This window comes from Streptomyces sp. cmx-4-9 (assembly GCF_046548835.1).
GTDB lineage: Bacteria > Actinomycetota > Actinomycetes > Streptomycetales > Streptomycetaceae > Streptomyces.
On the sequence record NZ_JAEBEE010000006.1, the window covers coordinates 349,522 to 374,974 of the forward strand.

Consider the following 25,453-nt stretch of genomic DNA (forward strand, 5'->3'; position numbering starts at 1 on the left):
GATCACCATCGACATGGGGTTCCGGCCTTGGTGGGCCGGTTTGAGGACCGGAACGCGGCGACGGTCCGGCACAGGGGGGTCCAGCCACTTGGCGGGGGTGCACCCGACGATCGCCGGATGGCCGACAGACGGCCTGGGCTCCCAGGCTGGTGGCATGACACAGCGTGCGCAGGAGCCGGAGCTCGACACTCACGGCTCCCTGCTCCGTCCGCCGGCCGGAGCAGGGAGCCGTGGGAACGCCGGGCGGCGAAGGAGCGCGCTCTGGGAGTTCCTCGGCATGGCCTTGGTGGCGAGCGGCCTCTGTCTGGCCGTCGTCAGCCCTGACCTCCGCGATGCCGTGGTGCACACGCTCGCCGCGACGGCCGTCGAGCTGGCCCGCTGAGCCGAGGGTCACTGCCCCGTCGGGGGCCGGTGCCCACCGCCGCTGACGCGGCGGGCGGCAGACCACGTAGGAAAGGAATCTTGTGAACACCGCATCCGCCCCGGAGACGACGGGTGCCGACTCCCTGCGCGTCCGTGAGACGCTCAAGGCGCTGTACGGGTACGTCCGCCCGCACCGAGGGGCCGTCGTACTCGGTCTGCTGTTGGCGCTGGCGGGGAGCGCGGGAGGGCTGCTGCAGCCACTGGCCACCAAGGCGCTGGTCGACCGGCTCTCGTCCGGCGGCACGATCGCCACCATCCTGCTGGCCCTGACCGTACTGGTGCTGCTGAGCACCGTTGCCGAGGCATTCGGCGCCTATGTGCTGGAGCGGACGGCGGAGTCGGTGGTCCTGGCCGCTCGCCGGAGCCTCATCGGCCGGCTGCTGCGGCTTCGGCTCGCGGCGGTCGACCGGATGCAGCCGGGTGATCTGATGTCACGGGTGACCTCCGACACCACGCTGCTGCGCGCCGTCAGCACCCGGGCGGTGGTCAACGCCGCGACCGGGACGCTGACGCTGATCGCGGCGATCGTGGTGATGGCCTTCCTGGACCTCGTCCTGCTCGGCGTCGCCCTCCTCGTGGTCGCGGTCGTCGCCGCGACTGCTGCCCTGGTCATGCCGAGAATCGGACAGGCCGCCGAGCGCGCGCAGGAGGCTGTCGGGGAGATGTCCACCGGCCTGGAGCGGGTCTTCGGCGCGTTCCGTACGGTGAAGGCGTCCGGCGCCGAGGAACAGGAGACCGCTCGCGTCGAGGAGTCGGCCCGGCGGGCGTGGCGCCACGGCGTGCGCGGCGCGAAGTGGGAGGCCCTGCTGGGAACGGCGGACAACCTCGCCGTCCAGCTGGCGTTCCTCGCCGTGCTCGCGGTCGGCGGGGCGCGGGTGGCGTCCGGGGACATCCCCGTCTCCACACTCGTCGCCTTGCTGCTGTACCTCTTCTACCTGATGGAGCCGGTGTACAAGCTGGTCGAGGCCGCCACCGCATACCAGGAGGGCGCGGCCGCGATCTCCCGGATCGAGGAGGTGGACCGCCTGGCGGCAGAGCCGCCGGCCACGCAGCAGCCCGTGCGGGCCCAGTCCTCGGAAGCCGGGCGGGGTCCGGCTTCGGTCCGCTTCGAGGGTGTGTCCTTCCGCTGCGCCCCCGGGCTGCCCCTCATCCACCAGCAGGTGGATTTCGAGGTGCCGGGCGCCGGGATGACGGCCTTCGTCGGGCCTTCGGGTGCGGGCAAGTCGACGGTCTTCTCGCTCATCGAGCGGTTCTACGAGACGACCGGCGGCCGGATCCTGGTCGACGGCGAGGACATACGCCGGTGGCCGCTGTCCGAGTTGCGGTCCGTCATCGGGTACGTCGAGCAGGACGCACCGGTGCTGGCCGGCACGCTGAGGGAGAACCTGGTCTTCGCCGCGCCCCGCGCGACCGACGACGACGTTCGCGAGGTCCTCGCGCGGACCAGGCTCGACACCCTCGTCGAACGTCTCCCGCACGGCCTGGACACCCTGGTCGGGCACCGCGGCTCGAAGCTGTCCGGCGGCGAGCGCCAGCGCGTCGCGATCGCCCGCGCGCTCCTGCGCAGACCTCGGCTGCTGCTCTTGGACGAGGCGACCTCGCAGCTCGATGCCGTCAACGAGCTGGCGCTGCGGGAGGCCATCGCCGAGACGGCACACCAGACCACTGTCCTGGTGGTGGCGCATCGCCTGTCGACGGTCACGGACGCGGACCGCATCGTCGTCATGGACGCCGGCAGGGTCCGCGCGATCGGCACCCACGACCAGCTGGTGGACCGGGACGAGCTGTACGCACAGCTCGCCGCGACCCAGCTCCTGCTCCCGGCGGGGCGCCCCGCCGGGTGAGCCCGACCGGCTGTCCCCGCCGCACGGCGGGGGCAGCCCGGCTACGTGACGGGGTGGCGCCGGACATCCGCCGGATACCGGTGCACCACACGACGCGTGAGGCTGAGGGCAGGGCCGCGTAGCCGCGAGCGACGTTCCCGGTGACGCCCCCGCCCCATTCGACCGGCCGTCGGGTGGACCGTCCCGCAGAAGGCCGCGCCTCTCGCGTACCGTCGCAGTTGGTGTCGTCGCCTTCGGTGGCTCTTTCCTGGATGTGTGGTGGCCGCAGGGGTCTCGGAGCCCCGTCGGATGGCGGGGTGTACGGCGGCCACCTGGCGGGGTGCGGCCGGACACCTGACGGATTCAGGCCGGGTGTCCAGCGTGCCGAGCGGCCGGGCCCCCCGCCGACCGGTCGGGACCGCCCCGCCGACCGGTCGGGACCGCTCCGCCGACCGGTCGGGACCGCCCCGCCGACCGGCGGGCCGGGGCGGATGATCTCGCGGCCCGACGTACCCGGGGCGAGGCACGGGCTTTGGCCGCACACCTTCGCGGGCGTTAGGGTCTGACGCCGTATCGAGGAGGGTGGGCATGGGGCTCATGGACGCGGACCACGCGGGCCTGGTCATCGCGGCGCAGGCCGGCGACGACCGGGCGCGCGAAGAGCTGGTCGCCGCCTGCCTGCCGTTGATCTACAACATCGTCCGGCGAGCCCTGAGCGGACATGCCGACGTCGACGACGTCGTCCAGGAGACGCTGTTGCGCGTGGTGCGCGATCTGCCTGCCCTGCGCGCTCCCGACAGCTTCCGCCCCTGGCTGGTGTCGATCACGCTCCGCCAGATACAGACGCATTGGCAGCGGCAGCGCGTCTTCACCGACCGGACAGCGGTCATCGACGAGGCACTCCACCTACCGGACGCCGGCCCCCAACCCGAGGACGCGACGATCCTGCGTCTCCGCGTGTCGGACGAGCGCCGTCAGATCGCCGAAGCCGGCCGGTGGCTCGACCCGGACCACCGGGTGCTCCTCTCCCTGTGGTGGCAGGAGCGCGCCGGACTGCTGAGCCGTGAGGACATCGCCACCGCGACGGGCCTCACCGTCGCCCACGCCGGCGTGCGCCTGCAACGCATGCGCGAGCAGCTGGAACTGAGCCGGACGATCGTCGCTGCGCTGGCGGCCCACCCGCGATGCCGGCAGCTGGGGGAGACCGTCGCCGGATGGGACGGTCTGCGTACGTCGGTGTGGCGGAAGCGGATCGCGCGGCACACCCGCGACTGCCCGGTGTGCACGGCGACGGAGACGAACCGGGTCCCCGCCGAGCTGCTGCTCCTCAGCCTCGCGCCCCTGGCCGTCCCTGCCGGACTCATCGCCGCGCTGACCGCCAAGGGCCTGCTGCCGGGTGCGGCCGCGAGCGCCGCCGGGACGGCGATGGTCCCCGTGGCCGCCGGCGCGGCGGTGAAGGGAGGCGGTCTGCACGGCGCGGTGGCCGGCAAACTCCACGCACTGACCACCCATCAGCTGGCGGGCTTCGCCGTCGGCGCGGTGCTCGTCACGGGGGCCGCCACCTACGCGACCTTGCCGGAACCGGCGCCCCGGGTGCCCGACGTCAGCGCCGCTCCCGCGGTCGGTCCCACGGCGGTCGGTCCCACGGCCGGCGGTCCCACGGCGGGCGGTCCCACGGCGGGTGGTCCCACACCGATCCCGTCGGGCACGCCCACGCCGGCCGGACCTCCGCCCGCGAGCCCGTCCGCCGTCGCAGCAGGCACTGTTCCGCTCGGCGCACAGTCCCTGGAGTCCGTGGACCAGCCCGACCTCTACCTGACGTATTCCGGTGACTTCGCGACGCTGGGCCCGGTCTCCGCGTCCGGCAGCGCGCCGGCTCGGCAACGCGTCACGTTCACGGTGGTCCGGGGACTGGCCGACACACGGTGCGTCACCTTCCGTGCGGCCGACGGGCGTTATCTTCGGCACCATTACCTTCGGCTGCGGCTGAGCACCGACGACGGCAGCGAACTGTTCCGCAAGGACGCCACCTTCTGTCCGCGCCCCGGGGTGGTCGCGGGGTCGGTGACCCTGTATGCCCACAACTACCCGGAATCGGTCATCCGCCACCGCGACGGCGGCATCTTCCTCGACGGCTCCGACGGCACCCGGGCCTTCGCCGGCCAGGCCTCCTTCGTCGTCCGCGAGGCCCGGTCCTGAGCACCGCTCGCTGAGCAACAGGCCGACCGCCGGCCGGTGCCCCTGCGAACAGCACCGTAGAGGGGCACGGCCTCCCCTTCCCCATGGACGACCGGACCCACGGGCCGGACGTAACACTTTTCTCCAGCGAGATGCATCACGGGTCGATCGTCACCATCGCGCGCCTTTTTCGTTACGCGGTCCCGCGTTCGGAAGCCTCCACTTCGTGGGGTTCTTTCCGCCGCTCACCCTGCGAGCCGGCGTGACGGGTGCCTCACCACCCATCGGTACATCCCCGGAAGAAGGCGCCCCATGACGCGAGATACCCGTGAACGCCGCACGCCCTGCACGCAGGAGCGAGACCACCGAGGAGCAGCATGAAGGGCCTGCACCGGCGCGGTCGGCGTCGCCGGACACTGACGATCGGACTGTCGGCCGCGGCGCTGGTGGCCGGTGTCCTGACGCTGCTCCCCGGCTCTGCCGGAGCCGCAACCCCCTTGGGCACGCAGGCGGCGTCCTCGGGCAGGTACTTCGGCACCGCCGTGGCCGCCGGCAGGCTCGGCGACCCGAGGTACGCCGCCATCTTGGACCGGGAGTTCAACATGATCACCCCGGAGAACGAGATGAAGTGGGACGCCATCGAACCGTCCCGCGGCACTTTCACGTTCGGCCCGGCCGATCAGGTCGTCGGCCACGCCGCGGCGCACGGTCAGCGCCTGCGCGGCCACACCGCCGTCTGGCACTCGCAGCTCCCGTCCTGGGTCAGCTCGATCGGTGACGCGAACACGCTGCGCGGTGTGATGAACAACCACATCACCACGTTGATGACCCGCTACAAGGGCAAGATCCACTCCTGGGACGTGGTCAACGAGGCGTTCGCCGACGGCTCCACCCAGCACCGCAGCTCGGTGTTCCAGAACGTGCTGGGCAACGGCTTCATCGAGGAAGCGTTCCGCACCGCCCGGGCGACCGACTCCTCCGCCAAGCTCTGCTACAACGACTACAACATCGAGAACTGGTCGGACGCCAAGACCCAGGGCGTCTACAACATGGTCAGGGACTTCACGTCACGTGGCGTGCCGATCGACTGCGTCGGGTTCCAGAGCCACTTCGGCGCCGGCGGCCCCCCGGCGGGCTTCCAGACCACCCTGGCCAACTTCGCCGCACTGGGCGTCGACGTCCAGATCACCGAGCTGGACATCGCCCAGGCGTCGCCGGCCCACTACACCAACGCCGTGAAAGCCTGCCTCTCCGTGGCTCGGTGTACCGGCATCACGGTCTGGGGGATCCGCGACAGCGACTCCTGGCGCAAGGGTGAGAACCCCCTGCTGTTCGACGGCAACGGCAACCCCAAGGCCGCCCACACCGCCGTCGTGAACGCCTTCAAGACGGCCCCCGGTACCACCTCCGGGACCGGCACCGGCACGATCAAGGGCGTCGCTTCCGGCCGCTGCATCGACATCAAGGGCTCCACCACGGCCCATGGGACCCAGGCGCAGCTGTGGGACTGCCACGGACGGGCCAACCAGCGCTGGACCCTCACCTCCGGCAAGCAGCTGATGGTCTACGGCAGCAAGTGCCTGGCCGCCAAGGACAAGGGCACCGGCAACGGCACCGCGGTGGTCATCGAAGACTGCAACGGCGGCGCCGGCCAGCAGTGGAACGTCAACACCGACGGCACGATCTCCGGGGTCCAGTCCGGGCTGTGCCTCGACGCCGTCGGCGCGGCCACCGCCAACCGCACCGGAATCCAGCTGTACTCCTGCTGGTCCGGCGGCAACCAGAAGTGGACCCGCCCGGCCGAGGCCCCGGCCCCGGCAACTCCCGCGCCGTCGGGCACGTGTGCTCTGCCCTCGACGTACCGGTGGACGTCGACGGGTGCGCTGGCGCAGCCGGCGAACGGGTGGGCCTCCCTGAAGGACTTCACCCACGTGACGTACAACGGCAAGCACCTGGTCTACGGGTCGAACTTCTCGGGCTCTTCGTACGGCTCCATGATGTCCGGGCCCTTCACGAACTGGTCGGACATGGCGTCGGCCCGCCAGACCGGGATGAGCCAGGCCGCGGTGGCTCCCACGCTGTTCTACTTCGCGCCCAAAAAGATCTGGGTGCTGGCGTACCAGTGGGGGGCGTGGCCCTTCGTCTACCGCACGTCGAGCGACCCGGCCAACCCCGACGGCTGGTCCGCGCCGCAGCCGCTGTTCACCGGCAGCATCCCCCGCACCGACTCCGCCACCGGCCCGATCGACCAGACCCTGATCGCCGACGACCGGAACATGTACCTCTTCTTCGCCGGTGACAACGGCAAGATCTACCGGTCGAGCATGCCGATCGGGAACTTCCCGGGCACCTTCGGCTCCTCGTACACGACGGTCATGAGCGACACGCCCGACAAGCTGTTCGAGGCCCCGCAGGTCTACAAGGTCCAGGGCCAGAACCAGTACCTCATGATCGTCGAGGCGAGGGGCGCGAACGAGGCCCGCTACTTCCGCTCGTTCACGTCCTCCAGCCTGAACGGTCCGTGGACCCCGCAGGCCGCCGCCGAGAACACCCCCTTCGCGGGCAGCGCGAACAGCGGTGCCACCTGGACCAACGACATCAGCCACGGTGACCTGGTCCGCGACAACCCCGACCAGACGATGACCATCGACCCCTGCAACCTGCGGTTCCTGTACCAGGGCAAGGCGCCCGCGGCAGGCGGCCCCTACGACCGGCTGCCGTACCGGCCGGGCCTCCTCACCCTGCAGCGCTGACCCGCCCCGATCCACAGAAACGCGCAAGGAGAACCACCCCCATGAAGAACCCCCCGAACGCTGGGCGCCGCGGACGCCACCGCCGTCGCTGGACCGGGACCGGACTGCTGCTCGGTGTGCCCGCCGTCCTCGTGCCGTACCTCCTCTACGTGCAGGACGACTCGCAGGCCGCGACGGTCGACGGCAACGCCTACTACCGGCTGGTCTCCGTACGCAGCGGCAAGGCGTTGGACGTCAACGCCTTCTCCACCGCCGACGGCGGCCGCATCCAGCAGTGGACCGACCAGAACACCGCCAACCAGCAGTGGAGACTGCGGGCCACCGGAGACGGCTACTACGAGCTGGTGAACCGCAACAGCGGCAAAGTCCTGGGCATGGCCGGCGACTCGACCGCCCAGGCGGCCGCCGCCGAGCAGCAGACCGACAGCTCTTCCACCTCCCAGGAATGGCGGATGGACGAGGTGAGCGGTTCCGACGCCGTCGTCCTCACCTCCCGCAGGAGCGGCCAGGTCCTGGACGTATCCGGTGGCTCCACGGCCGACGGCGCGGCAGTCATCCAGTACCGCGCCCACGGCAGCACCAACCAGCAGTGGAAGCTGGTGAGGACGGCCGAGACCAAGGCGCCCGGATCCGGACCGTACACCTGGCGGAACGCCCAGGTGGTGGGCGGCGGTTACGTCACCGGGCTGGTGTTCAACCCGCGGGAGAAGGGCCTGCTGTACGCGCGTACCGACATGGGCGGCGCCTACCGCTGGGACACCGGGGCCGAGCAGTGGATCCCGCTGACCGACTGGCTCGGCGAGAAGGACTGGAACCTGCTGGGCATCGACGCGCTGGCCACCGATCCGGCCGACCCCGACCGGCCGGCACCTACACCAACGACTGGGCAGGCAACGGAGCGATCCTGCGCTCCACCGACCGGGGCCGCACCTTCCAGCGCACCGACCTGCCCTTCAAGCTGGGCGGTAACGAGGACGGCCGGGGGGCGGGCGAACGGCTGGCGGTCGACCCCGCGGACAACGGCACCCTGCTGCTGGGCACGCGCAAGAACGGCCTGTGGCGCAGCGGCGACCACGGCGCGACCTGGAGCCAGGTCTCGTCGTTCCCCGTCAAGGACGGAGCGGGCAGCGGCGCGGGCATCTCCTTCGTGACGTACGGCCCGGCCGGCAGCAAGACGATCTACGTCGGCGTCGCCGACCGGTCCACCTCCCTCTACCGCTCCACCGACGGCGGCAGCACCTGGCAGGCCGTCCCCGGTCAGCCCACCGGACAGATACCGCAGCACGGCGTTCTCGCCGGTGACGGCTCCCTGTACCTGACCTACACCAACGCCCCCGGCCCCAACGGCGTGACCGGGGGCTCCGTGTGGAAGCACACGCCGACGGCCGGGGCGTGGAAGAACATCTCCCCCTCCCAGGGCAACTACGGGTTCTCCGGACTGGCCGTCGACCCGCGCAAGCCCTCCACGGTGATGGTCACCACCCTCAACCGTTGGTGGCCGGAGGACGAGATCTACCGGACCACCGACGGCGGCACGACATGGAAGGCCCTGGCCGACAAGTCGGTGCGGGACGCCTCCGCCGCCCCGTACGTGGGAACCGGCACCGGGCACTGGATGACCTCCCTGGCCATCGATCCCTTCGACTCCGGGCACGTGCTGTACGGCACCGGCAGCGGCATCCTGCGCAGCAAGGACGCCGACGCCTCCGACAGCGGCGGCACCAGCCACTGGAGCGTGGGCGCCCGCGGGCTGGAGGAGACCGCCCTGCTGGACGCGATCGCCCCGCCCGGCGGCGCCCACGTCATCACGGCCATGGGCGACCTCGGCGGATTCCGCCACGACTCCCTCACCGAGGTGCCCCCCGGGCGGCTGAAGAACCCGATGATGAGCAACAGCACGTCCATCGACTTCGCACAGTCCAACCCCTCGATGATGGTCCGCGTCGGCCGGGGCGGCGCGCAGGACGGCGCCTGGTCCACCGACGGCGGCCGCAGCTGGAACGGCTTCGCGTCCGAACCGGTGGCCGGCGCCGACAGCGGCCGCGTGGCGCTCTCCGCCGACGGCTCGGCCATCGTCTGGACGCAGGCCGGGCAGGCCCCGTACCGCTCGGCCGACAAGGGAGCGACCTGGTCCAAGGTCAGCGGCCTGGGCACCGGAGCCGTCGTCGTCGCCGACCGCTCCTCGGCCGGGACGTTCTACTCCCTGGCCGGCGGCACCCTGTACGCCAGCACCGACGGCGGGGCCACCTTCACCGCCCGCGCCGCCAACCTTCCCGCCGACGGCCGGCTCAAGGCCGTCCCCGGAGTCGCGGGGGACCTGTGGATCGCCGGCGGTGCCATGGGCTCCTGCAATCCACCGACGGTGGCCGCACCTTCACCCGGCTCGCCGCGGTGCAGTCCGTCTCCGCCCTCGGCTTCGGCAAGGCCGCGCCGGGCGCCTCCTACCAGGCCCTGTACCTGATCGGCACCGTCAAGGACGTCACCGGAGTCTTCCGCTCCACCGACCAGGGCGCCACCTGGCTCCGCGTCAACGACGACGCGCACCAGTGGGGCGGCATCGGCGGCACCGGCGTCATCACCGGTGACCCCGACGTCTTCGGCCGCGTGTACGTCGGCACCAACGGCCGCGGCCTCCAATACGGCGACCCGTCCTGACCCCTGCGCCCGGGCCGGGGAGCTGGGGCCCCAGGGACGAGACCGTGGCCGCGGACGACCGCAGGCACCATCCGCCGAGCCTCGCCCTCGTCGCCCCGTCGCCCCGCCGACCGGCCGACCGGCCGGAGCGCACCCCCCGAACGGCTGGAGCCGACCCGCTAGGCGTCCGGAGCGCGGGGGCGATCACGCCACCGCATACCCTGCCGGGCGTACGGTCGACGTCAGGCAGCACCGTACGGGCGTGCGGAGCACCCGGGTGTACGGGTCGCCGAGAAGCGGGTCAGAGCAGACGAGAGCGTGAGGCGGAAAACCGGTGATCCGGGTAGTGGTGGTGGACGACGAGGCCCTGGTGCGGTCAGGCTTCCAGATGATCCTGAACGCCTCCGACGGCATCGAGGTCGTGGCGACCGCGGAGGGGGCGCCGGCCGCCGAGGTCATCCGGCGCGAACGGCCGGACGTCGTGCTCCTCGACATCCGCATGCCGGACGTGGACGGCCTGACGGTCCTGCGGCAGATCCAGGAACTCCCCGAACCGCCGCACGTGGCCATGCTGACCACCTTCGACACCGACGAGTACATCCTCACCGCCCTGCGCTCGGGAGCCTCCGGCTTCCTGCTCAAGGACACTGAGCCCGAACAGCTCGCCCAACTGGTGCGCACCCTGGCCGCGGGCGGGGTGGTGATGTCCCCGAAGGCATCACGCGCGCTGCTGCGCAGTCACCCGGGAGTGGGGGCGCCCCCGGACGCGGACGTCGCACGCGTGGGCCTCCTCAGCGACCGGGAACGCGAGGTCCTCGTCCTGATCGCCGAAGGGCTGTCCAACGCCGACATCGGCACCCGTATCCACCTGAGCCAGGGCACCGTGAAGGACCACGTCAGCTCGATCCTGACCAAACTGCGGGTCACCAGCCGCGTCCAGGCCGCACTCCTGGCCGAGCGCGCCGGACTGCTCACCCACGACGACACGATCCGGGACGACGGACGATGAGCACGGGCCGGACACCGTGGCGGCGCGTGCCGCCCTGGGCCGTCGACGCGGGCCTCGTCGCACTGGCCGCGCTCGACGCATGGATCAACCTCTTCGGCGACGCGACCCCTCTGATGTGGACCTGCGCCGCCGTGGGCTCGGCCGGACTGTTCCTGCGCAGACGCTTCCCGCTTGCCGTCTTCCTGCTGACCCTGCCCATGACCCTGTTCATGGACGTGGCGGTCGCTCCGATCGCAGCCTTGTACACACTGGCCGCGTCCACTCGCAACCGCCCCCTGCCGGCCGGCTGCGCCCTGCTGAACGCGGCCGCGGACAGCCTCGCCTGGCCCCTGTCCGACACGTTCGTGGGCGACCGGACGTGGACGCTCGTCCAGTTCGTCTACACGCTGGCCACGGCCGTCGCTCCCGTCCTGTTCGGCCAACTCGTGCAGGCCAGGCGCGACGTGGCCCGCCGGCTCGTCGAAGTCAAAGAGGCCCGGGAACACGAAGGCGTCCTGTACGCCCAGACCGTCCTCGCCCATGAACGGGCCCAACTGGCCCGCGAGATGCACGACGTCGTCTCCCACCAGGTCAGCCTCATCGCCGTCCAGGCCGGAGCCCTCCAGGTCGCCGCCAAGGACCCCGACGCCCGCGAGGCCGCCCGCACCATCCGCACCCTCAGCGCGAACACCCTCGACGAACTCCGCCACATGGTCACCCTGCTGCGCGCCTCCGGCGGCAAGGCGACCGAACTCACCCCCCAACCCACCCTCGCCGACCTCCAGCAGCTCATCGCCCACAGCGGCATCAAGACCACCCTGACCGGAGAGCTCCCTCCCGGCATCAGCACTACCGCCCAGCGCACCGTCTACCGTACGGTGCAAGAAGCCCTCACCAACGTCCGCAAGCACGCCCCCGGCGCCCGCGCCGACGTCCACCTGTGGCACAACGCCCACCACTTCGGCGTCACCGTCACCAACACGGCCCCCACCCGCACGACCGTCGCCCTGCCCAGCGCCCGCCACGGCCTCATCGGCCTGAAGGAACGCGCCGAACTGCTGCACGGCACGCTCACCGCCGAACCTACCCCCGAGGGCGGCTACATGATCGAACTACGCGCCCCCACCCGTCCCGCCTGACCGCACGCCCACGTCACGCCACGGTAGGCCGGTGCGGATCTTCTGGAGCATCCCGTTGATGACCTGCCGGTCGTTCGCCCTCGGTCGGCCAGTCACGGCCTGTGGTGTGAGCGGAGCGGGCAAGTCCTACTCCTGGTCGGTGAGTTCATGTCGGTGCATCCGACCGTGATCCGCCAGTAGGTGATCTTCGACGATGGGCCTCAGGACCTGCACAATCACAGCATGACCACCACTGTCGAAGCAGCCTGGCACAAGATCCTCACCACTGCCGGCGAACCCCGCCGGCCAGCGGAATCGCCGCTGCTGGCTCCGTTTGCCGAGCTGGTGCTGGCGGCGCATGCCGAGCCGCTCCTTCGTCAGCTGTACCCCTGGACCGGTATGTGGGAGCTGCACTTCAGCAGGTGCACGGAGATTCGCCACACCTGGGACGTTCCCTACATCGGCACACTGAAAGACGGACGGTACTACGTGGAAGGGCCGAGCCGAAGCAGTCCGCGGATCGCCGAGACCGACAGTGCACAAGCTGCGGTCGCGATGGTCATCGATCGCCTGCCACCCCACTGCGGCGCGGCCTTCATCGGCAATGCAGAGGAACTGGCCGCCCACGAGAAGGCGCGGGGCAACAGCTAGAAGCGGCCCGTCGACTTCGCGGAAGCAGCTCCAGAAGCAGCTTTGAAGACGAGCCCTCCTGGCCGACGGGTGGTAGGGACCACCGCTCAGTGCGGCGTGAGAAGGACCGGCGTGTGCTCGGCATGGGGCGGGGTTGGCGCCGCTTCGGAGCGGCCGAACCTCATCAGCTCAGCGTCCCCCGGCAACGGCACGCTGCTGCGCTATGCAGGCGGCGGGTCTGTGAGCCGACCGGCGTCGTGGGCGCGGCGCGTTGTGTGCGTTCTTGTCTCGTCGTAGAGCTCGGCGGCTGTCGCGGCCAAGGTCCAGTCGGGGGGCCGGCCAGGCGGGCGGCCACCACCCGCAGGGCCAGCGGCAGCCCACCGCAGAGCTTGGCCAGCTCCAGCGGCGGCCGGCTCGGCGCCCACCCGGTCGGGGCCGAGGACTTGGGCCAAGGGCGCGGTGGCGTCCTGGGACGGCCGTTGCTACCGCGGCGGGTACGCCGGCACTTCGGGACCCCGCCGCCTGGACCGAGCGTGGCCAGGTCATGTTCCGCGTCTCTGTCACCGGCACGACGGTCACTGGTTCAGCGGGGGGCCCTATCTCCTTGGTCAAGAGAAACGGGGCTGCGCTGGACCGTGGCGCCGGGCAGCATGGCGGTGTGGCTGATCTGCTATGGGATGACGTGAGGTGTTTCTTCAACCCGGACCTCATGGGGTCGCTGCCTGATCTGCGGGTCCCGAATGCTTCGGTGGAGGACTGGCAGGCGGTCCTCGACCTTGTCGAGGCGAGGGGGTGGAAGTGCCAGTACTCCGAAGGCGAGACGGTGCTTCCGGTCCCTCGGGCCGAAAGCGTGCTGTCCCGCCCGGCCGATGCTGAGTGCGCGGACCTGCGGGTCTGGCCGACTGCCGATGTGCTGGCGATCTTCCGTTTCCATCACGACGAGGCCATCGACTTCGACGTTGACCTGCGGGAATTGCAGGGTCAGGAGCGCCTCGATGTGTTCTGCGGCTTCTTGCGGGAGATCGGGCGCCGACTGGGCAAGCCGGTCCTGATGGATCCGGAGGGCGACTACGGCCATCCGGTGCTCGGATTCGAAGTTGTGGCCGACCGAGTCGTCCTCCTTGCTGAGCCGCTGGTCATGTGATCGCGGCCGTGGGCCGGGATTCGTGGAAGGTACCGTCGCGGAGTATCGCGAAGAGGACGTCTGCCCTTCGCCGGGCGAGGCAGAGCAGAGCCTGCGTGTGCTGCTTCCCTGGGTCAAGAACGCGGTGCGTTCCCGCTCCATCCGCAGCAACCAGGCCGCGCCCGTCGAGGCAGACGTCGCGGTCCGGCGCTGCGCCGGGCCATTCGCACACACCCTCGGTCTTGTGGAGAAGGGAATGCGGGCAACCGCGCTGTGCAGCGCCGCGGGGAGGCCTAGCATCGGACCGTTCCAGATGTTCTCAGGGGATGCCATGGAAGGTGAGTTGTCGATGCGTCACGCCCCCATCCGCCGGCCTCTGATAGCCGCGGTTGTTCTCGCGGTGTCCGTGGCATGCGCTTCTCCGGCGTCCGAGGCCGGCTCCGGCAGTGAAGGACCGCCGAAGGCACAGGTGCCGACGATCGTGGACACCTCGACGGGATGTCCGGACGCCGATGTGCTGGAACCAGTCCTCGGCCGGCCGCCATTCCAACTGGTGCGCCATCAGGCGTGGCGGGACGGCGGATGGCACTGCCGGTACGAGCCCGCGGCGCGGAACCCGCTCGGCGTCCGCCTCGACGTCTTCGCCAGGGCGAAGGACGCCACCATGGGTAAACCCGGGACGGCATCGGGCTTGGGGGCCCTGCCCGAATTCGGCCAGGAGGCCGTGTTCCACACCAGCTGTCCCGACGATCCTGGCACCGGTCGTCTGAGCGCCGCCTTCGCCCGCAAAGGGGGACAACCAGCCAACACGCAGGAACTCGTCCTCGAGGCGGCAGGAGAAGTGATCCACGACTGCCACCGTCAGCTCTCCTTGATGAAGGCCCTCGTCAAGGTGTTCTACGACCACCAGATCGCTCCGCCCGCGCAGGGTTGAAGGGCGGACGGCTCGAGGGGCGCCAAGGCGAGTGGCGCGCGCCCATGGAGTGCGGAGGCCGCTGCCCGGTGCTTCAGGTCCTGCTGCACCGCCAGCCGTGCCCAAAAGGCATGCCGAGGCGCCGGGGTCACGACGTCCCGGAGCAGGCCCATCTCCGGCTGTTCGTGACCGCTTCACGGAAGTCGTGCCAGAACCCGAGAACAGGCGGCGGAGGTACACCGGTTTGGGAGGCAGCCCCCACCCGGGGGAATTGAAACGTTCACATGCTTCGACAGCAGGATGAGCGCGGAGGGGTTGCTGCTGGGTGCGATGGCCGGCGCTACTGCGGACTCCCCGCCCATCCGGCGTGTCCGGGGTCCCCGCGGACGTACGCGCCTCGAACCGTCCGGGTGAACGGATGGCCGGGGGCGAGTGTGACGCGGCAGGATGCTCCGCATGACCTTGCCCACCCCTGAACTGCACACCGGCCGCCTACGACTGCGGTACGCGCTGCAAGGGGGCTTCGCAGCCCGGCACTGGGCCGGTCCCGGGGCGGCCTGACCAGCAAGATCCACCTGGCCTGCGACGGGGCCGACCGCCCGCTGGCGTTCGTGCGGACCGGCGGGAACACCAACGATTGCACCCAGTTCGCGGCTCTCGTGAGGCGGTACGGGTACCCCGCCGCGGTCCGGGCAGGCCGCGAATCAGGCCCGACCACGTCATCGGCGACAAGGGCTACAGCTCGACGGCGATCCGTACCTGGCTTCGCCGTCACGGCATCGCCCACACCATTCCCAAGCGGTCCGGCCAGGTCTGCAACCGTACCCGGCGAGGCAGCCTTGGCGGCCGCCCGCCGGCCTTCGACAAGCAGATCTACAAACGCCGCAACGTCGTGGAACGCTGCTTCGACCGGCTCAGGCGGTGGCGTTCCATCGCCACCAGGTACGACAAGACCGCCCAGTCCTACCAAGCAGCCGTCACCCTCGCACCGCTCCCGCCGCGCGTACGGCGGTGGTCGGGGTGTCGGAGTCCAGCCGGGGCGGCCCTGTGACGGCGCTGCCGTCCACGGGGCCGGTCGCGGGCAGGATGCGACCGCCGGGCTGCCAGGAGCCGGCCCACAGGTTCAGCGCGTGATCGTCGCGGAACGCCCCGGGAGCGACGGCGAGTGCCCGCTGCCTGGCGTCCGACCAGGCCGTGCCGGGCTTCAGGAGGCGGGGGGAGGTCATCGGTGCGCATCTGCGCTCGGGCGGGCCGGTGGGGGAGGAGGCGGGCCGGGAGCCGGGTGGCGAGTACGTGCGGTACGACCGTACGGAGACGGCGCCCGGCACCCCGGCCCGTGAGCGCCAGCGGCGCATCGCGCGGGTCTCCGGCGTGCGCACGCGAATTCCTCGGCCGCACGTGTGGGGGAAATGTGGATCGGCCGTACTGAAAACGTATGGGACCGAGATGTATCGGTGTGGGGAACCCTCCCGCACTGACCTGCGACTGACCGTGCGCTGACCCTCCGTTGATTGCGCACTGACCATCGACTGATCGCGTACTGACCTTTTGGTGACACGTTACTGACTTCGCCCTTGAGTCGTGCTTTCTGCGTTATTTCGTCACCTTGGATTGCTTTCCTCTTCATGGCCTCCGACCTGCTGAGATGAGAGACGCCGGTCAGGTGGGGTCGAGGGTGTGTGCCAGGGATCCTTGTGGTGCCGTGGAGGGGGTGTATAAAGTGCGGATCCGGACGATCGAGAGATATCTATTCCATGGCCCGGATACCGATCATTCATTGTTCGTCGATGTGCGGTATTCGATTTTTCGGGTCATGCCGAATGTGCTCGATCGGCCGATGTGCATTCGGCCTTCTCATCCATCCCCTTCCACCTCGGGAGACACCCATGTCCGATGAAGACCGCTCCCTCGCCTTCGACCTCGACGACCTGGCGCTCGACCTGGGCGACCTGACGGTCACCTCGATGCGGGACACCGCCGCGCTGCCCGAGGGCGGCGCGTCCTGGGGTTCCTGCTCCTGCCAGGGCTCCTCGTCCTGCGCGCAGCCGCAGCAGGAGACCTCCGGCTTCTAGGCCTCCGAGGGTTCGGGCGGGACCCGCACGCCCCGCCCGTCCCGTCCGGCCCGCCCCACACGTCCTACCCGCCCACCCGTCCGCCCGTCCGACGCGTCCCATCGGGCGCACGCATCCCATTGGGCCCACGGGTCCCATCAAGCCCACGCGTCCCATCAAGCCCACGCGTCCCATCGGGCCCACGCGTCCCACCGGGCGCGGGCATCCTTCGCACCCGTCATTCGAGGAGACACCCATGACCCGACCCGAACCCACCACGGCCGCCACCTCGGCCTTCGACCTCGACGACCTGGCACTCGACCTGGGCGACCTGACGGTCACCTCCATGCGGGACACCGCCGCGCTGCCCGAGGGCGGCGCGTCCTCGGGCTCCTGCTCCTGCCAGGCCTCCTCGTCCTGCGCGCAGCCCACCATGACCGACCCGACGGTGTAACACCGCCACCCCGCAAGCCGTACGACCCCACCGGATCCCTCCCGCCGCGCCGCGCGTGCGGGGGGAGGGACCCCGGACCACCAGCCACCCAGGACCGGGACGGACCGCCATGCCGCAGACCAGGCCGACGCCGCGACCGACGGCGACCCCGCAGCCGCCCGGGACCGGCGGCGACGGCTACCGCGTGCGCTCCGCGCCCTACGCGTTGGTCCGCGCCACCGTCCTCGCCCATCCCGCCCAGCAGCCGGACCCCGCACGGTTCCGCGCCCTGCTCGCGCGCCTCCACGGGATCGACACCGCACTGGCCCGGGCCACCGGCCCGCTCTGCGACGAGCTGCACGACAGCAGGGAGGGCCACCCGGCCGCCTTCCACCGCGAGGTCGTCCTCCCGCTGCGCCGCGCCCTGCACAACGGCCGCGAACCCAGAGCGGCGCTCCTCGCCAGGCTCGGGGACCTGCCCGCCCGCGCGCCCCGGCTCGCCGCGTGGGTCGACCTGTGCGCCCGCCGCGCAGCCCTCCTCCCGCTGATCGACGCCGCCGTCGAACCGGCCCTCGCCGCCGAACGGGCCGCCCTGTCGGCCCTGTGTCGCGAACCGGCCCTCGCCAAAGCGGTCGCCCTGACCAGCGCCGACCTGCTGCGCGGCGTACAGCGTGCGGGCTCGACCCCGTCCGACCGCAGGACCCGCAAAGAGGAAGCCACCGTCCTGCGCTACGCCCTGCGGGCCAGCACCAAGACGAGCCCGCTGTCCTGGTTCACCGCCGTCGGCTGGGGCGTCCTGCCCCCGGAGCCGACCCGCGCCCACGCCGTCTGGGGTGCCCCGCCCCTCTTCCCGACGCCCCCGCGCGCGGTGGTCAAGGTCAACCGCACCCTCACGGCCGCCCTCACCCTCGCCCTCCTGGACGCCCCGCACCGGCGCGCCGCCCTCCCGTACCGCATCACCAGCACCGCCCGCGTCGAGAGCGAGCGGGCCGCGTACGTCCGGGAACGGGCCGCCTTCGCCGGGGGGCGCTACCTCGTCCCCGAGGAGGACGAGGTCGAACTGCCCCTCGGCGGCCCCCTCTCCCTGGTCACCCAGTACGCCCAAGACCCCGTGCCACTCGACGAGTTGACCGCCCTCCTGGACGCGGCCCGGGGGCCGGCGGCGAGCACCGGCGCCGGGCCCCGGGCCGCCGGCGCCGGGCCCCGGGCCGCCGGCGCCGGGCCCCGGGCCGCAGTCGCCGGCTTCCTCGACCGGCTCGTCGACCACGGCCTCCTGGTGCCCGGGGATCCCGTCCCGCCCCAGGCCGCCGACCCCTTGTCCGCCCTCGCCGGCTGGCTCCGCCCCCACCCCCCGCTGCCCTCCACGACACCCGCCCCGCAGCCGGACCCGGCAGCGCCCGCCGTGGACGACCGTCCCGGCGCCGAGGACGCGGCCCGGGCCGAGCGCATCCTGAGGATCGGGCGGGACACCGCCGCCTTCGCGGACACGGACGCCGGCGAACGCCCCGCGCTGCTCGCGGCGCTCTCACGCCGCTGGGCCGAGGAGCTGGCCGCCGCCGGGCGTCCCGTACCAGGCGGGTCCGCACCGCTGTCCGTCCTCTCCGAGGACGTGATCGCCCCCGACCCGCTCCCGCTCGACGGGTTCCTCGGACCCGCCGACCACGAGGCGCTCGGGGAGGCCACCGCGCTGGCCGAACTCCACGACCTGGGCCACCTGGTGCGCCGCGTCGTCCGCGACCGCTTCGTCCGGCGCTACGGCCCCGGCGGGACCTGCCCGCGCCCGTGGGAGTTCGGCGCCGAGTTCGCCGAGGCCTGGGAGAGCGCCGCAGCCCTCGACCTCCACGACCCCGACGCCCGCGCCGGCCTGCCCGACGGGCTCCCGCAGTGGGCGGCCCTGCGGAGCCGGGTCGCCGAAGCGGCCCGCGAGGCCGGGGCCGGGTCGGGGACCGACGCCGACCGCGACGAGATCGTCCTGCCGGCCGACCTCGTACGGACCCTCGGCGACCGGCTGCCGGGCTGGGCCACCCAACGGCCCCTCAGCTACGCCTACTTCCTCCAACGAGACCCCGAACAGGGCCTGCTCTGCGTGAACCACGTGTACGGCGGCTGGGGACGCTTCACCAGCCGCTTCCTGGACTCCCTCGACCCGCGCGCCGCCGCCGCCGTGTCCCGGCAGGTCCGCTCCGGCCTCGCCCCCGGGGCGCGAGCCGCGCAGATCCGCCCCGTCGGCGGCTTCAACGCCAACCTGCACCCGCTGCTCGTACCGGACGAGATCGGCCCCGACCACAGCCGGACCTCCCTGTCCGAAAGCGACCTCGACCTCGTCCACGACGAGGCCACCGACCAGGTCCGCTTCCGGGTCCGCGCCGGCGGCGAACTCCTCGACGTGCTCTATCCGGGCTTCCTCGCCCCCGTCCTCCTGCCCCGCCGCATCGGCGCCCACCTCGGCGACCACCCCCACGGCGCCGTCGACCTCCGGCCGCTCACACCCCGACGCCACCTGACCGTACCGGGCGGCCGCGCCCTCCTCACCCCGAGGCTGCGCCACCGCCACGTCGTACTGCGCCGCCGCCGCTGGACGTTGCCGCCCGGCGTGGTCGGGGAACTGCGCGCCGACCTCCTCGCGGGCGGCCCCGTACCGGCGCGGGCGGCGGCCCGGTGGCGCGCCCTGCTGGACCTCCCCGAGCAGGTGTTCCTGCACCCCACCGGGTCCGTGCCCGCCGGCCGGCCGGCCGGGGACTTCCTCCAGGCACTCGGCCGGCCGAAACCGCAGTTCGTGGACCTCGGCAACGCCCTCCACCTGCGCTGCCTCGCCAAGTGGCTCTCCCGGCACGCCGACGGCGCCGTCCTGGAAGAGGCACTGCCCGCACCCGGCGGCCTGGACGCCCCGACCCACGCGGTCGAGCTGGTCCTGGAGGTCTACCGAGCCGGCCGCGCCCGATGAGCGCCCGCCCCGCACCGCCCGGCCCGCACCACACCCCGCCCACCCCCATGCCCTCGCGGCACGAAGAGATCGACGGAGAGGCAGGAGCCGTGACAGCACCGCACGCGCAAGACGCCGGCGCCGCCCCGCACACCGGGCAGGCGCGGGGCCCCCGTGACACCGCGGCCTCGGCCGCCCGTGACAGGGACGTCAGGCCCTCGGACACGAGGCCCTCGGACGCGAGGCCTTCGGACGGCGGTCCCCTGGACGCGAGGCCTTCGGACGGCGGTCCCCTGGACGTGATCGCCCTGGACGCGGGCGCCCTGGACGTGATCGCCCCGGACGCGGACGCCCTGGACGTGATCGCCTACTACCGGGACCCCGTCAAGGCACCCCTGCTGCGTGCCGTCATGCTTCCGCTCGCCGCGGACGCCGCAGCCGAGGGGCTGGCCGCCCACCTGGAACGGCACTGGCTGCACGGCCCGCACGTACGGCTGCGCCTCCAGGGGCCGTCCGGGCGGGTGCGCGCCTTCGCCGCGTCCGCCGCGTCCCGAATCCGGGACCGACTGCGCGAGCACCCCTCGCGCGATGACCTCACCGATGCCCAACTCCTGGCCTCGGCGGCCGAGTCGGGACGCACCGAGCTCATCGCCCCGCCCTACGGGCCCCTCGTCCCGGACAACACCGTCCGCGTGGCCCCCGTGGACCGAGGGCCCGTGCGCGAACTCCTCGGGGACAGCGGCACGGCCCTGCGCGAGGACCTCCTGCGCGCCGGGCTGCCCGCCCTGAGGGCCGGCGCCGACTTCCTCGGGGAACGCGGCGACGCCGCGCCGGCCCGACTGCACCTCGCGGTGACCGCCCTCGCCGCGCACGCGGCGGCCCACCCGGACGGCCTCGCGGGCGCCCACTACTCGTACGTATCCCACCTGGAGGACTTCCTCGTCCACGAGGACCCCGACGGCAGGCTGAGAGCGGCCTTCGACCGCCAGTGGGACCGCGCCGGCGACGCGACGACCGCCCTCGTCGCCCGACTGACCGAAGGCACCGCCCTGGGCGGGGAGCGGGCCTGGACGGCCTACTGCGCCGAGGCCTGGCGGTTGACCCGGAAACGGTACGAGGCGGGCGAGGACCTCCACGGCGTGCCCGCCGCCTACCGCGACCGTGCCGCCGCCACCGGAGACCTGGCGGCCGCCACCCGCTGGAACCCCGAACTGCGCACCCGCTACAGCGAGTTCCACCGGCTGCTGAGCAGCTCCGACCCACACGGAACGATGTGGAGCCGCCCCGACTACCTGATCCACCGGGCCACCACCAACGCCCTCTACCGGCTCCTCGCACTGTGCGACGTCCGGCCGCTGGAACGGTACGTGGCCGCCCACCTGGTCATCCGCACCGTTCCCGACCTGACCGGCTGCGACTGGCGCACGGAGGTCCGCGCGGCCGCCGACGCGGCGCGTACCGACGCGGTGCGTACCGGCGCGGCGGTACGCACCGAGGCGCTGCGCGCCGTCGTGGCCGAGGGGGCGGCATGAGCGGGCCGAGGCTGCGCCCGGGGGTCGCCGTGACCCCGCTGCGCGAAGGGCTGCACCTGCGCGGCCGGCACGGCACCCTCACCCTGGAGGGCAGCGCCGCCCTGCCCGCGCTGTGGCGGTCGCTGGAGGGGCCGCTGCGGGCGGGCCGGGTCGACGAACTGCTGGCCGGTGTCGCTCCGACCTCGGCCCTGCGCGGTGCCGTCGACACGCTGATCGCCCAACTTGAGGCACACGACCTGCTCCTGGCCGGCGCGCCCGACGGTGCCGGCGCGCCGGACGCGGCCGACGCGCCCGACGGGGCCGAGATGGCGGTGGCGGCGGCCGGAGCGGTGGTGGAGTGGGCCGAGGCGAGCGCCGGCCCCCGGGCCACCGAGGCGGGCGCCCGCGCCGTCGCCGCCACCCTCGCTGCGGGACGGGCCGAGGTGGTGGCGGCGGATCCGGACCACCCCCTCGCCCGTGCCGCGGGCCGGGCGCTGGAGCGGGGCGGCCTGAGCGTCACCCGTACCGCCGACCCGACCCTGCCGGCGCACCGGGTCCTGCTCCACGCCCGCGCCGGGACCTCGCAGCGGGCCCTCGCGTTGGGATTCCGGGGCCCGACCGGCTACGCGACCGCCCCGGGCACCCCCCGCCAAGCCCGAGCCGACGCCCGGGCCCTGGAATCCCGCCTGGTCCGCCCCGCCCCCGAGCGCGATCCCGACCCCGCAGGGGAAGTAGGCTCGGCAGGGGAGGAGTTCGGGGCTTCGGGGGTGTCCGTGGCCCTGTTGGGCGGGGCCGCCGCGCAACGGTTGATGTGCGTGCTCGGCGGGCTGCCCGACCCGGCGTTCGAGGAGGTCGAGGGGACCCTGCCGGCCGGGCTGCCCGTGGTGCTCCTCGCCGATGCCCGCCCGCCCCGCGCCCGGTACCACGCCTGGATCGGACCCCGGCGCCATGACCCCGACCGGCGGGCCGCTCTGGCGCCCGCCGACACCCTCGGCTCCGCCCTGCGCAGGGTGGCCGCCCTCGGGGACGAACGCTGCGGGGCCCTCCCGCTCCCGCTCCCCGGTGACCTGCGCCAGCTCCCCGTTCCCCTCGCCGGATGCGTCCTCGCGGACCCGGACGGGCCGGACGTATCGCTGACCGGCGGCGCGCCCCGACTGGACCTGGCCCGCCTGGAACTGTTCTGCCGGGCCGCCGAAATCCGCCTGGGCGACGCCCGGTTCACGGTGGGAGCCCATCCCGGGCACGCCCGGGGACGGGCCCTGCGGCGGGCTGCCGCGCGCCGCACCGGCCGCGCCGCCGGGGAGTCGCCCGTACCCGCCGAGCAGTGGTCGAGGCACCCGCAGGCCCGCCACTGGTGGACGACGCTGACCGTACGACTCGACGTGTCCGCCCGCCTGGACGTCACCCGGGTCGCCCCGGGGGAGGAGGTGTACCGCGCCGTCGTGCGCTCGGCGGGGCCCGGTGGCCGGCTGCTCGGCGAGGCCGTCGAGGCGGCCCCGGCCGATGCCGCCGCCTTCGCCTGCCTCGCCGCCGTCGCGGCCGTCTGCGCCCCCTCCGACCGTCCCGCCCGCCCCTCGGGCGCTGCCGTCGCACCGCTGGCCGCGGCCGGGGCCCGGACGGCCCCCTGGGAAGGCCTCGGCGGGACGGGGCGCTGGTCGGCCGACCTCGCGGACCGCGAGCAGCGCCTCCAGGGCGCGCTGCGCCGACTGACCGGGGAGCCGCTCCGCCCCGCACCGCCGGGCGAACTCACCGACCTGCTGACGGCGTTCGGGTTCACCGTCCTGCACACCCCGGAGGAACCGACATGACCACCACCTCCGCACGGCCGACCCCGCCCGTTCCCCTGGACGCCCTTGCCCCCGCACTGGCCGCCACCCTGGCCACCCCGGGGTCGACGCCCGTCCCGGTGGTCGACGAGGCCTGCGCGACCACCGTCACCTCCGGCCCGGCTGTGGTCCTGCTGACCCGGTGGACCCCGGGCCTCGCCGAGGAGCTGAGCCGGCACGCCCTGAACCACCCCGTGGCCCTGGTCCCCGTACGCCTCGACGGGCCCCTCGCGATCATCGGCCCCGTCCTGCGCCCCGGGGCGGCCGCCTGCCTGGGGTGCACCGAACAGCAACGCCTGGCCACGGCAGGCGGACGGGTTCCCTGGCGCGACAAGGGACTGGCCCTGGGCGGCGTGCCCTCCCCGGCGCTCGTCGCATCCCTCGGAGCCCTCGCCCTCGACCTCCTCGCCCCCGACGAGGACGCACCCGTCGGTGCGACCGCCACCGCGGCCGAAGGCGGAACAGGGTCCCCCGCGACCGCGACCGCCACCGTCCACCTCGTACACCAGGGCCGCGGCACCTGGTCCACCCACCGCGTCCGCCCCGTCGGCGGCTGCGCGGTGTGCTCGCCGCTGCCGGCGGACTCGGCGTCCGCGCCCTCCCCCCTGCCGTCGCAGCCGCGCCCGCTGCCCGACCCGTATCGACTGCGCCAGCCCAACCCACGCACCACGGGGACGCAGTTGAGGGACGTCCTGCATGACGAGCGCTTCGGTCCGGTGCGCCGTCTCATGCGCTCCGAGGAGTCCGCGTTCTGCCTCACCACCGCGCACGTCACGGACGGCCGCCCCCTCGACGACGGGGGATACGGCCGCGCCCACGACTTCCCCGACAGCGAACGGATCGCCTTCTTCGAGGCCGTCGAACGGTACGCGGGCATGCGTCCCACCGGGCGCCGCACCGACCTGCGCGCCTCCTACGCCGAACTCGGACCCGACCGGGCGCTGGACCCCGTCCGGCTCGGCCTCCCCGACCTCGCCCACCTCCCCGACCTCGCCCACCTTCCCGATGCCCACGGCCCCGATGCCCACGGCCCCGATGCCCACGGCCCCGATGCCCACGGCCCCGATGCCCACGGCCCCGACGCCCACCGCCCCGATACCCATCGCCCCGTCCGCCCGGCGTCCACGACCGTTCCGTACACCCCCGAACTGCGCATGGACTGGGTACGGGCCTGGTCGCTCACCCGGCGGCGGGAGATCGCCGTCCCCGAACACGCCGCCTACTGGGACGTGCCGGGTCCCGGCCGGCCGCGCGTGGTCTACGAGTCCTCCAACGGGTGCGGACTCGGCAACAGCCCCGAAGAGGCGGCCCTCTACGGCCTCTTCGAGATCGCGGAACGCGACGCCTTCCTGATGGCCTGGTACGCGGCCACCCCCCTGCGGCGGCTGGAGATGCCGCCCGACGACCCCGACACCACTCTCCTCGCCGACCGAGCGACCCTCGCCGGCTACCGTCTCGAACTCCACGACGCCACCAATGACTTCGGCATCCCGGCCGTCATCGCCACCTGCCGGTACGAGGGGGCGCACCCCGACGCGCCCCGCATGTTCCTGGCGGCCGGAGCCCACCACGATCCGCGCGCGGCGATCCGCTCCGCCGTCGCCGAGGTCGTCACCAACGTCCTGGACGCACCGCACCGCTCGCTCGCCGAGGGCCGCCCGCGCGACCCGCTCCGCCTGCGCCCCATGCTGGAGCGGCCCGACCTGGTCGAGACCCTCGACGACCACGTCGGACTCAACACCCTCCCCGAAGCCGCCCCCCGCCTGGCCTTCCTCCTCGCCGACACCCCGCCCGTCCCGCTCGCGCGGGCGTTCCCCGGCGCACCCACCCCCGTGGACGACCTCTCCGCGCTCCTCACCCGGACGGTGGAACGCCTGGCCGGAGCGGGCCTGGAGGTGATCACCGTGGATCAGAGCGAGCCGGGCCTGCGGGCCCGACTGGGCCTGCACTGCGTCAAGGTCATCGTCCCCGGCGCCCTCCCGATGACCTTCGGGCACGTCAACCGCCGCACGGTCGGGCTGCCCCGGCTGTGGGAGGTGCCCCACCGGCTCGGGCGCACGGACCGTCCCCTGCGCCACGCGGACCTGCCGCTCCACCCGCACCCCTTCCCCTGACGCCCGAGGACC

The 25,453-nt window shown here is 72.9% G+C and carries 17 protein-coding genes and 2 pseudogenes; 17 read left to right on the forward strand and 2 right to left on the reverse strand.

What is annotated here, in order from left to right; translation table 11 throughout:
• The first annotated feature begins 154 nt into the window (after nt 1–154).
• The 7 genes and pseudogenes from ACLJTM_RS20475 (at nt 155) to ACLJTM_RS20505 (ending at nt 11,938) form a co-directional block, all read left to right on the forward strand.
• A complete protein-coding gene (locus ACLJTM_RS20475) occupies nt 155–382 on the forward strand; it encodes a hypothetical protein (RefSeq protein ID WP_411105102.1) in 228 nt (75 codons plus the stop codon).
• Between the two features lie 82 nt (nt 383–464).
• Nucleotides 465–2,267: an ABC transporter ATP-binding protein gene (locus tag ACLJTM_RS20480; protein WP_411105103.1), complete on the forward strand. Its 1,803-nt coding sequence runs from the start codon at nt 465–467 to the stop codon at nt 2,265–2,267.
• A 567-nt stretch (nt 2,268–2,834) separates the two neighbouring features.
• Nucleotides 2,835–4,445 (forward strand): sigma-70 family RNA polymerase sigma factor, encoded by a 1,611-nt coding sequence (locus ACLJTM_RS20485; protein ID WP_411105104.1) that lies wholly within the window; start codon nt 2,835–2,837, stop codon nt 4,443–4,445.
• 356 nt (nt 4,446–4,801) lie between these two features.
• The gene (locus ACLJTM_RS20490) at nt 4,802–7,177 is read left to right on the forward strand and encodes a non-reducing end alpha-L-arabinofuranosidase family hydrolase (protein WP_411105105.1); all 2,376 of its coding nucleotides are present in this window, start codon (nt 4,802–4,804) and stop codon (nt 7,175–7,177) included.
• Between the two features lie 41 nt (nt 7,178–7,218).
• Nucleotides 7,219–9,832 (forward strand): annotated as a pseudogene (locus ACLJTM_RS20495) (RICIN domain-containing protein).
• 313 nt (nt 9,833–10,145) lie between these two features.
• Nucleotides 10,146–10,820 carry a response regulator gene (locus ACLJTM_RS20500; protein ID WP_411105106.1) on the forward strand — a complete coding sequence of 225 codons (675 nt, stop codon included), beginning with the start codon at nt 10,146–10,148 and terminating at the stop codon, nt 10,818–10,820.
• Nucleotides 10,817–11,938: a sensor histidine kinase gene (locus tag ACLJTM_RS20505; protein WP_411105107.1), complete on the forward strand. Its 1,122-nt coding sequence runs from the start codon at nt 10,817–10,819 to the stop codon at nt 11,936–11,938. Before ACLJTM_RS20500 ends, ACLJTM_RS20505 begins: the two co-directional genes overlap by 4 nt.
• Here ACLJTM_RS20505 and ACLJTM_RS20510 read toward each other — a convergent pair.
• A complete protein-coding gene (locus ACLJTM_RS20510) occupies nt 11,912–12,061 on the reverse strand; it encodes a transposase (RefSeq protein WP_411105108.1) in 150 nt (49 codons plus the stop codon). The genes ACLJTM_RS20505 and ACLJTM_RS20510 overlap by 27 nt on opposite strands.
• Nucleotides 12,062–12,160: 99 nt before the next feature.
• Between ACLJTM_RS20510 and ACLJTM_RS20515 the strand changes: the two genes are divergently transcribed.
• The 4 genes and pseudogenes from ACLJTM_RS20515 to ACLJTM_RS20530 form a co-directional block, all read left to right on the forward strand.
• Nucleotides 12,161–12,568 (forward strand): DUF6193 family natural product biosynthesis protein, encoded by a 408-nt coding sequence (locus ACLJTM_RS20515; protein ID WP_411105110.1) that lies wholly within the window; start codon nt 12,161–12,163, stop codon nt 12,566–12,568.
• Between the two features lie 637 nt (nt 12,569–13,205).
• Nucleotides 13,206–13,691 carry a hypothetical protein gene (locus tag ACLJTM_RS20520; protein WP_411105111.1) on the forward strand — a complete coding sequence of 162 codons (486 nt, stop codon included), beginning with the start codon at nt 13,206–13,208 and terminating at the stop codon, nt 13,689–13,691.
• Nucleotides 13,692–13,713: 22 nt separating this feature from the next.
• Nucleotides 13,714–14,604 carry a hypothetical protein gene (locus ACLJTM_RS20525; RefSeq protein WP_411105327.1) on the forward strand — a complete coding sequence of 297 codons (891 nt, stop codon included), beginning with the start codon at nt 13,714–13,716 and terminating at the stop codon, nt 14,602–14,604.
• 509 nt (nt 14,605–15,113) lie between these two features.
• Nucleotides 15,114–15,634: pseudogene (locus ACLJTM_RS20530) on the forward strand (IS5 family transposase); the annotation flags it as partial.
• Here ACLJTM_RS20530 and ACLJTM_RS20535 read toward each other — a convergent pair.
• The gene (locus ACLJTM_RS20535) at nt 15,561–15,962 is read right to left on the reverse strand and encodes a hypothetical protein (RefSeq protein ID WP_411105112.1); all 402 of its coding nucleotides are present in this window, start codon (nt 15,960–15,962) and stop codon (nt 15,561–15,563) included. The pseudogene ACLJTM_RS20530 and the gene ACLJTM_RS20535 overlap by 74 nt on opposite strands.
• Before the next feature lie 507 nt (nt 15,963–16,469).
• Here ACLJTM_RS20535 and ACLJTM_RS20540 point away from each other — a divergent pair.
• The 6 genes from ACLJTM_RS20540 to ACLJTM_RS20565 all read left to right on the forward strand — a co-directional run bounded on the left by ACLJTM_RS20540 (nt 16,470) and on the right by ACLJTM_RS20565 (nt 25,441).
• Nucleotides 16,470–16,655 carry a thiazolylpeptide-type bacteriocin gene (locus ACLJTM_RS20540; RefSeq protein WP_411105113.1) on the forward strand — a complete coding sequence of 62 codons (186 nt, stop codon included), beginning with the start codon at nt 16,470–16,472 and terminating at the stop codon, nt 16,653–16,655.
• Nucleotides 16,656–16,890: 235 nt separating this feature from the next.
• Nucleotides 16,891–17,088, forward strand: coding sequence for a thiazolylpeptide-type bacteriocin (locus ACLJTM_RS20545; RefSeq protein WP_411105114.1), 198 nt, complete (start codon nt 16,891–16,893; stop codon nt 17,086–17,088).
• Between the two features lie 109 nt (nt 17,089–17,197).
• Nucleotides 17,198–20,011: a lantibiotic dehydratase gene (locus ACLJTM_RS20550; protein WP_411105115.1), complete on the forward strand. Its 2,814-nt coding sequence runs from the start codon at nt 17,198–17,200 to the stop codon at nt 20,009–20,011.
• An 89-nt stretch (nt 20,012–20,100) separates the two neighbouring features.
• Nucleotides 20,101–21,522, forward strand: coding sequence for a lantibiotic dehydratase C-terminal domain-containing protein (locus tag ACLJTM_RS20555; protein ID WP_411105116.1), 1,422 nt, complete (start codon nt 20,101–20,103; stop codon nt 21,520–21,522).
• Nucleotides 21,519–23,309, forward strand: coding sequence for a hypothetical protein (locus ACLJTM_RS20560; RefSeq protein WP_411105117.1), 1,791 nt, complete (start codon nt 21,519–21,521; stop codon nt 23,307–23,309). The genes ACLJTM_RS20555 and ACLJTM_RS20560 overlap by 4 nt, the downstream gene beginning before the upstream one ends.
• Nucleotides 23,306–25,441, forward strand: a complete 2,136-nt coding sequence (locus ACLJTM_RS20565; protein WP_411105118.1) for a TOMM precursor leader peptide-binding protein — start codon at nt 23,306–23,308, stop codon at nt 25,439–25,441. The genes ACLJTM_RS20560 and ACLJTM_RS20565 overlap by 4 nt, the downstream gene beginning before the upstream one ends.
• The last annotated feature ends 12 nt before the right edge of the window (nt 25,442–25,453 follow it).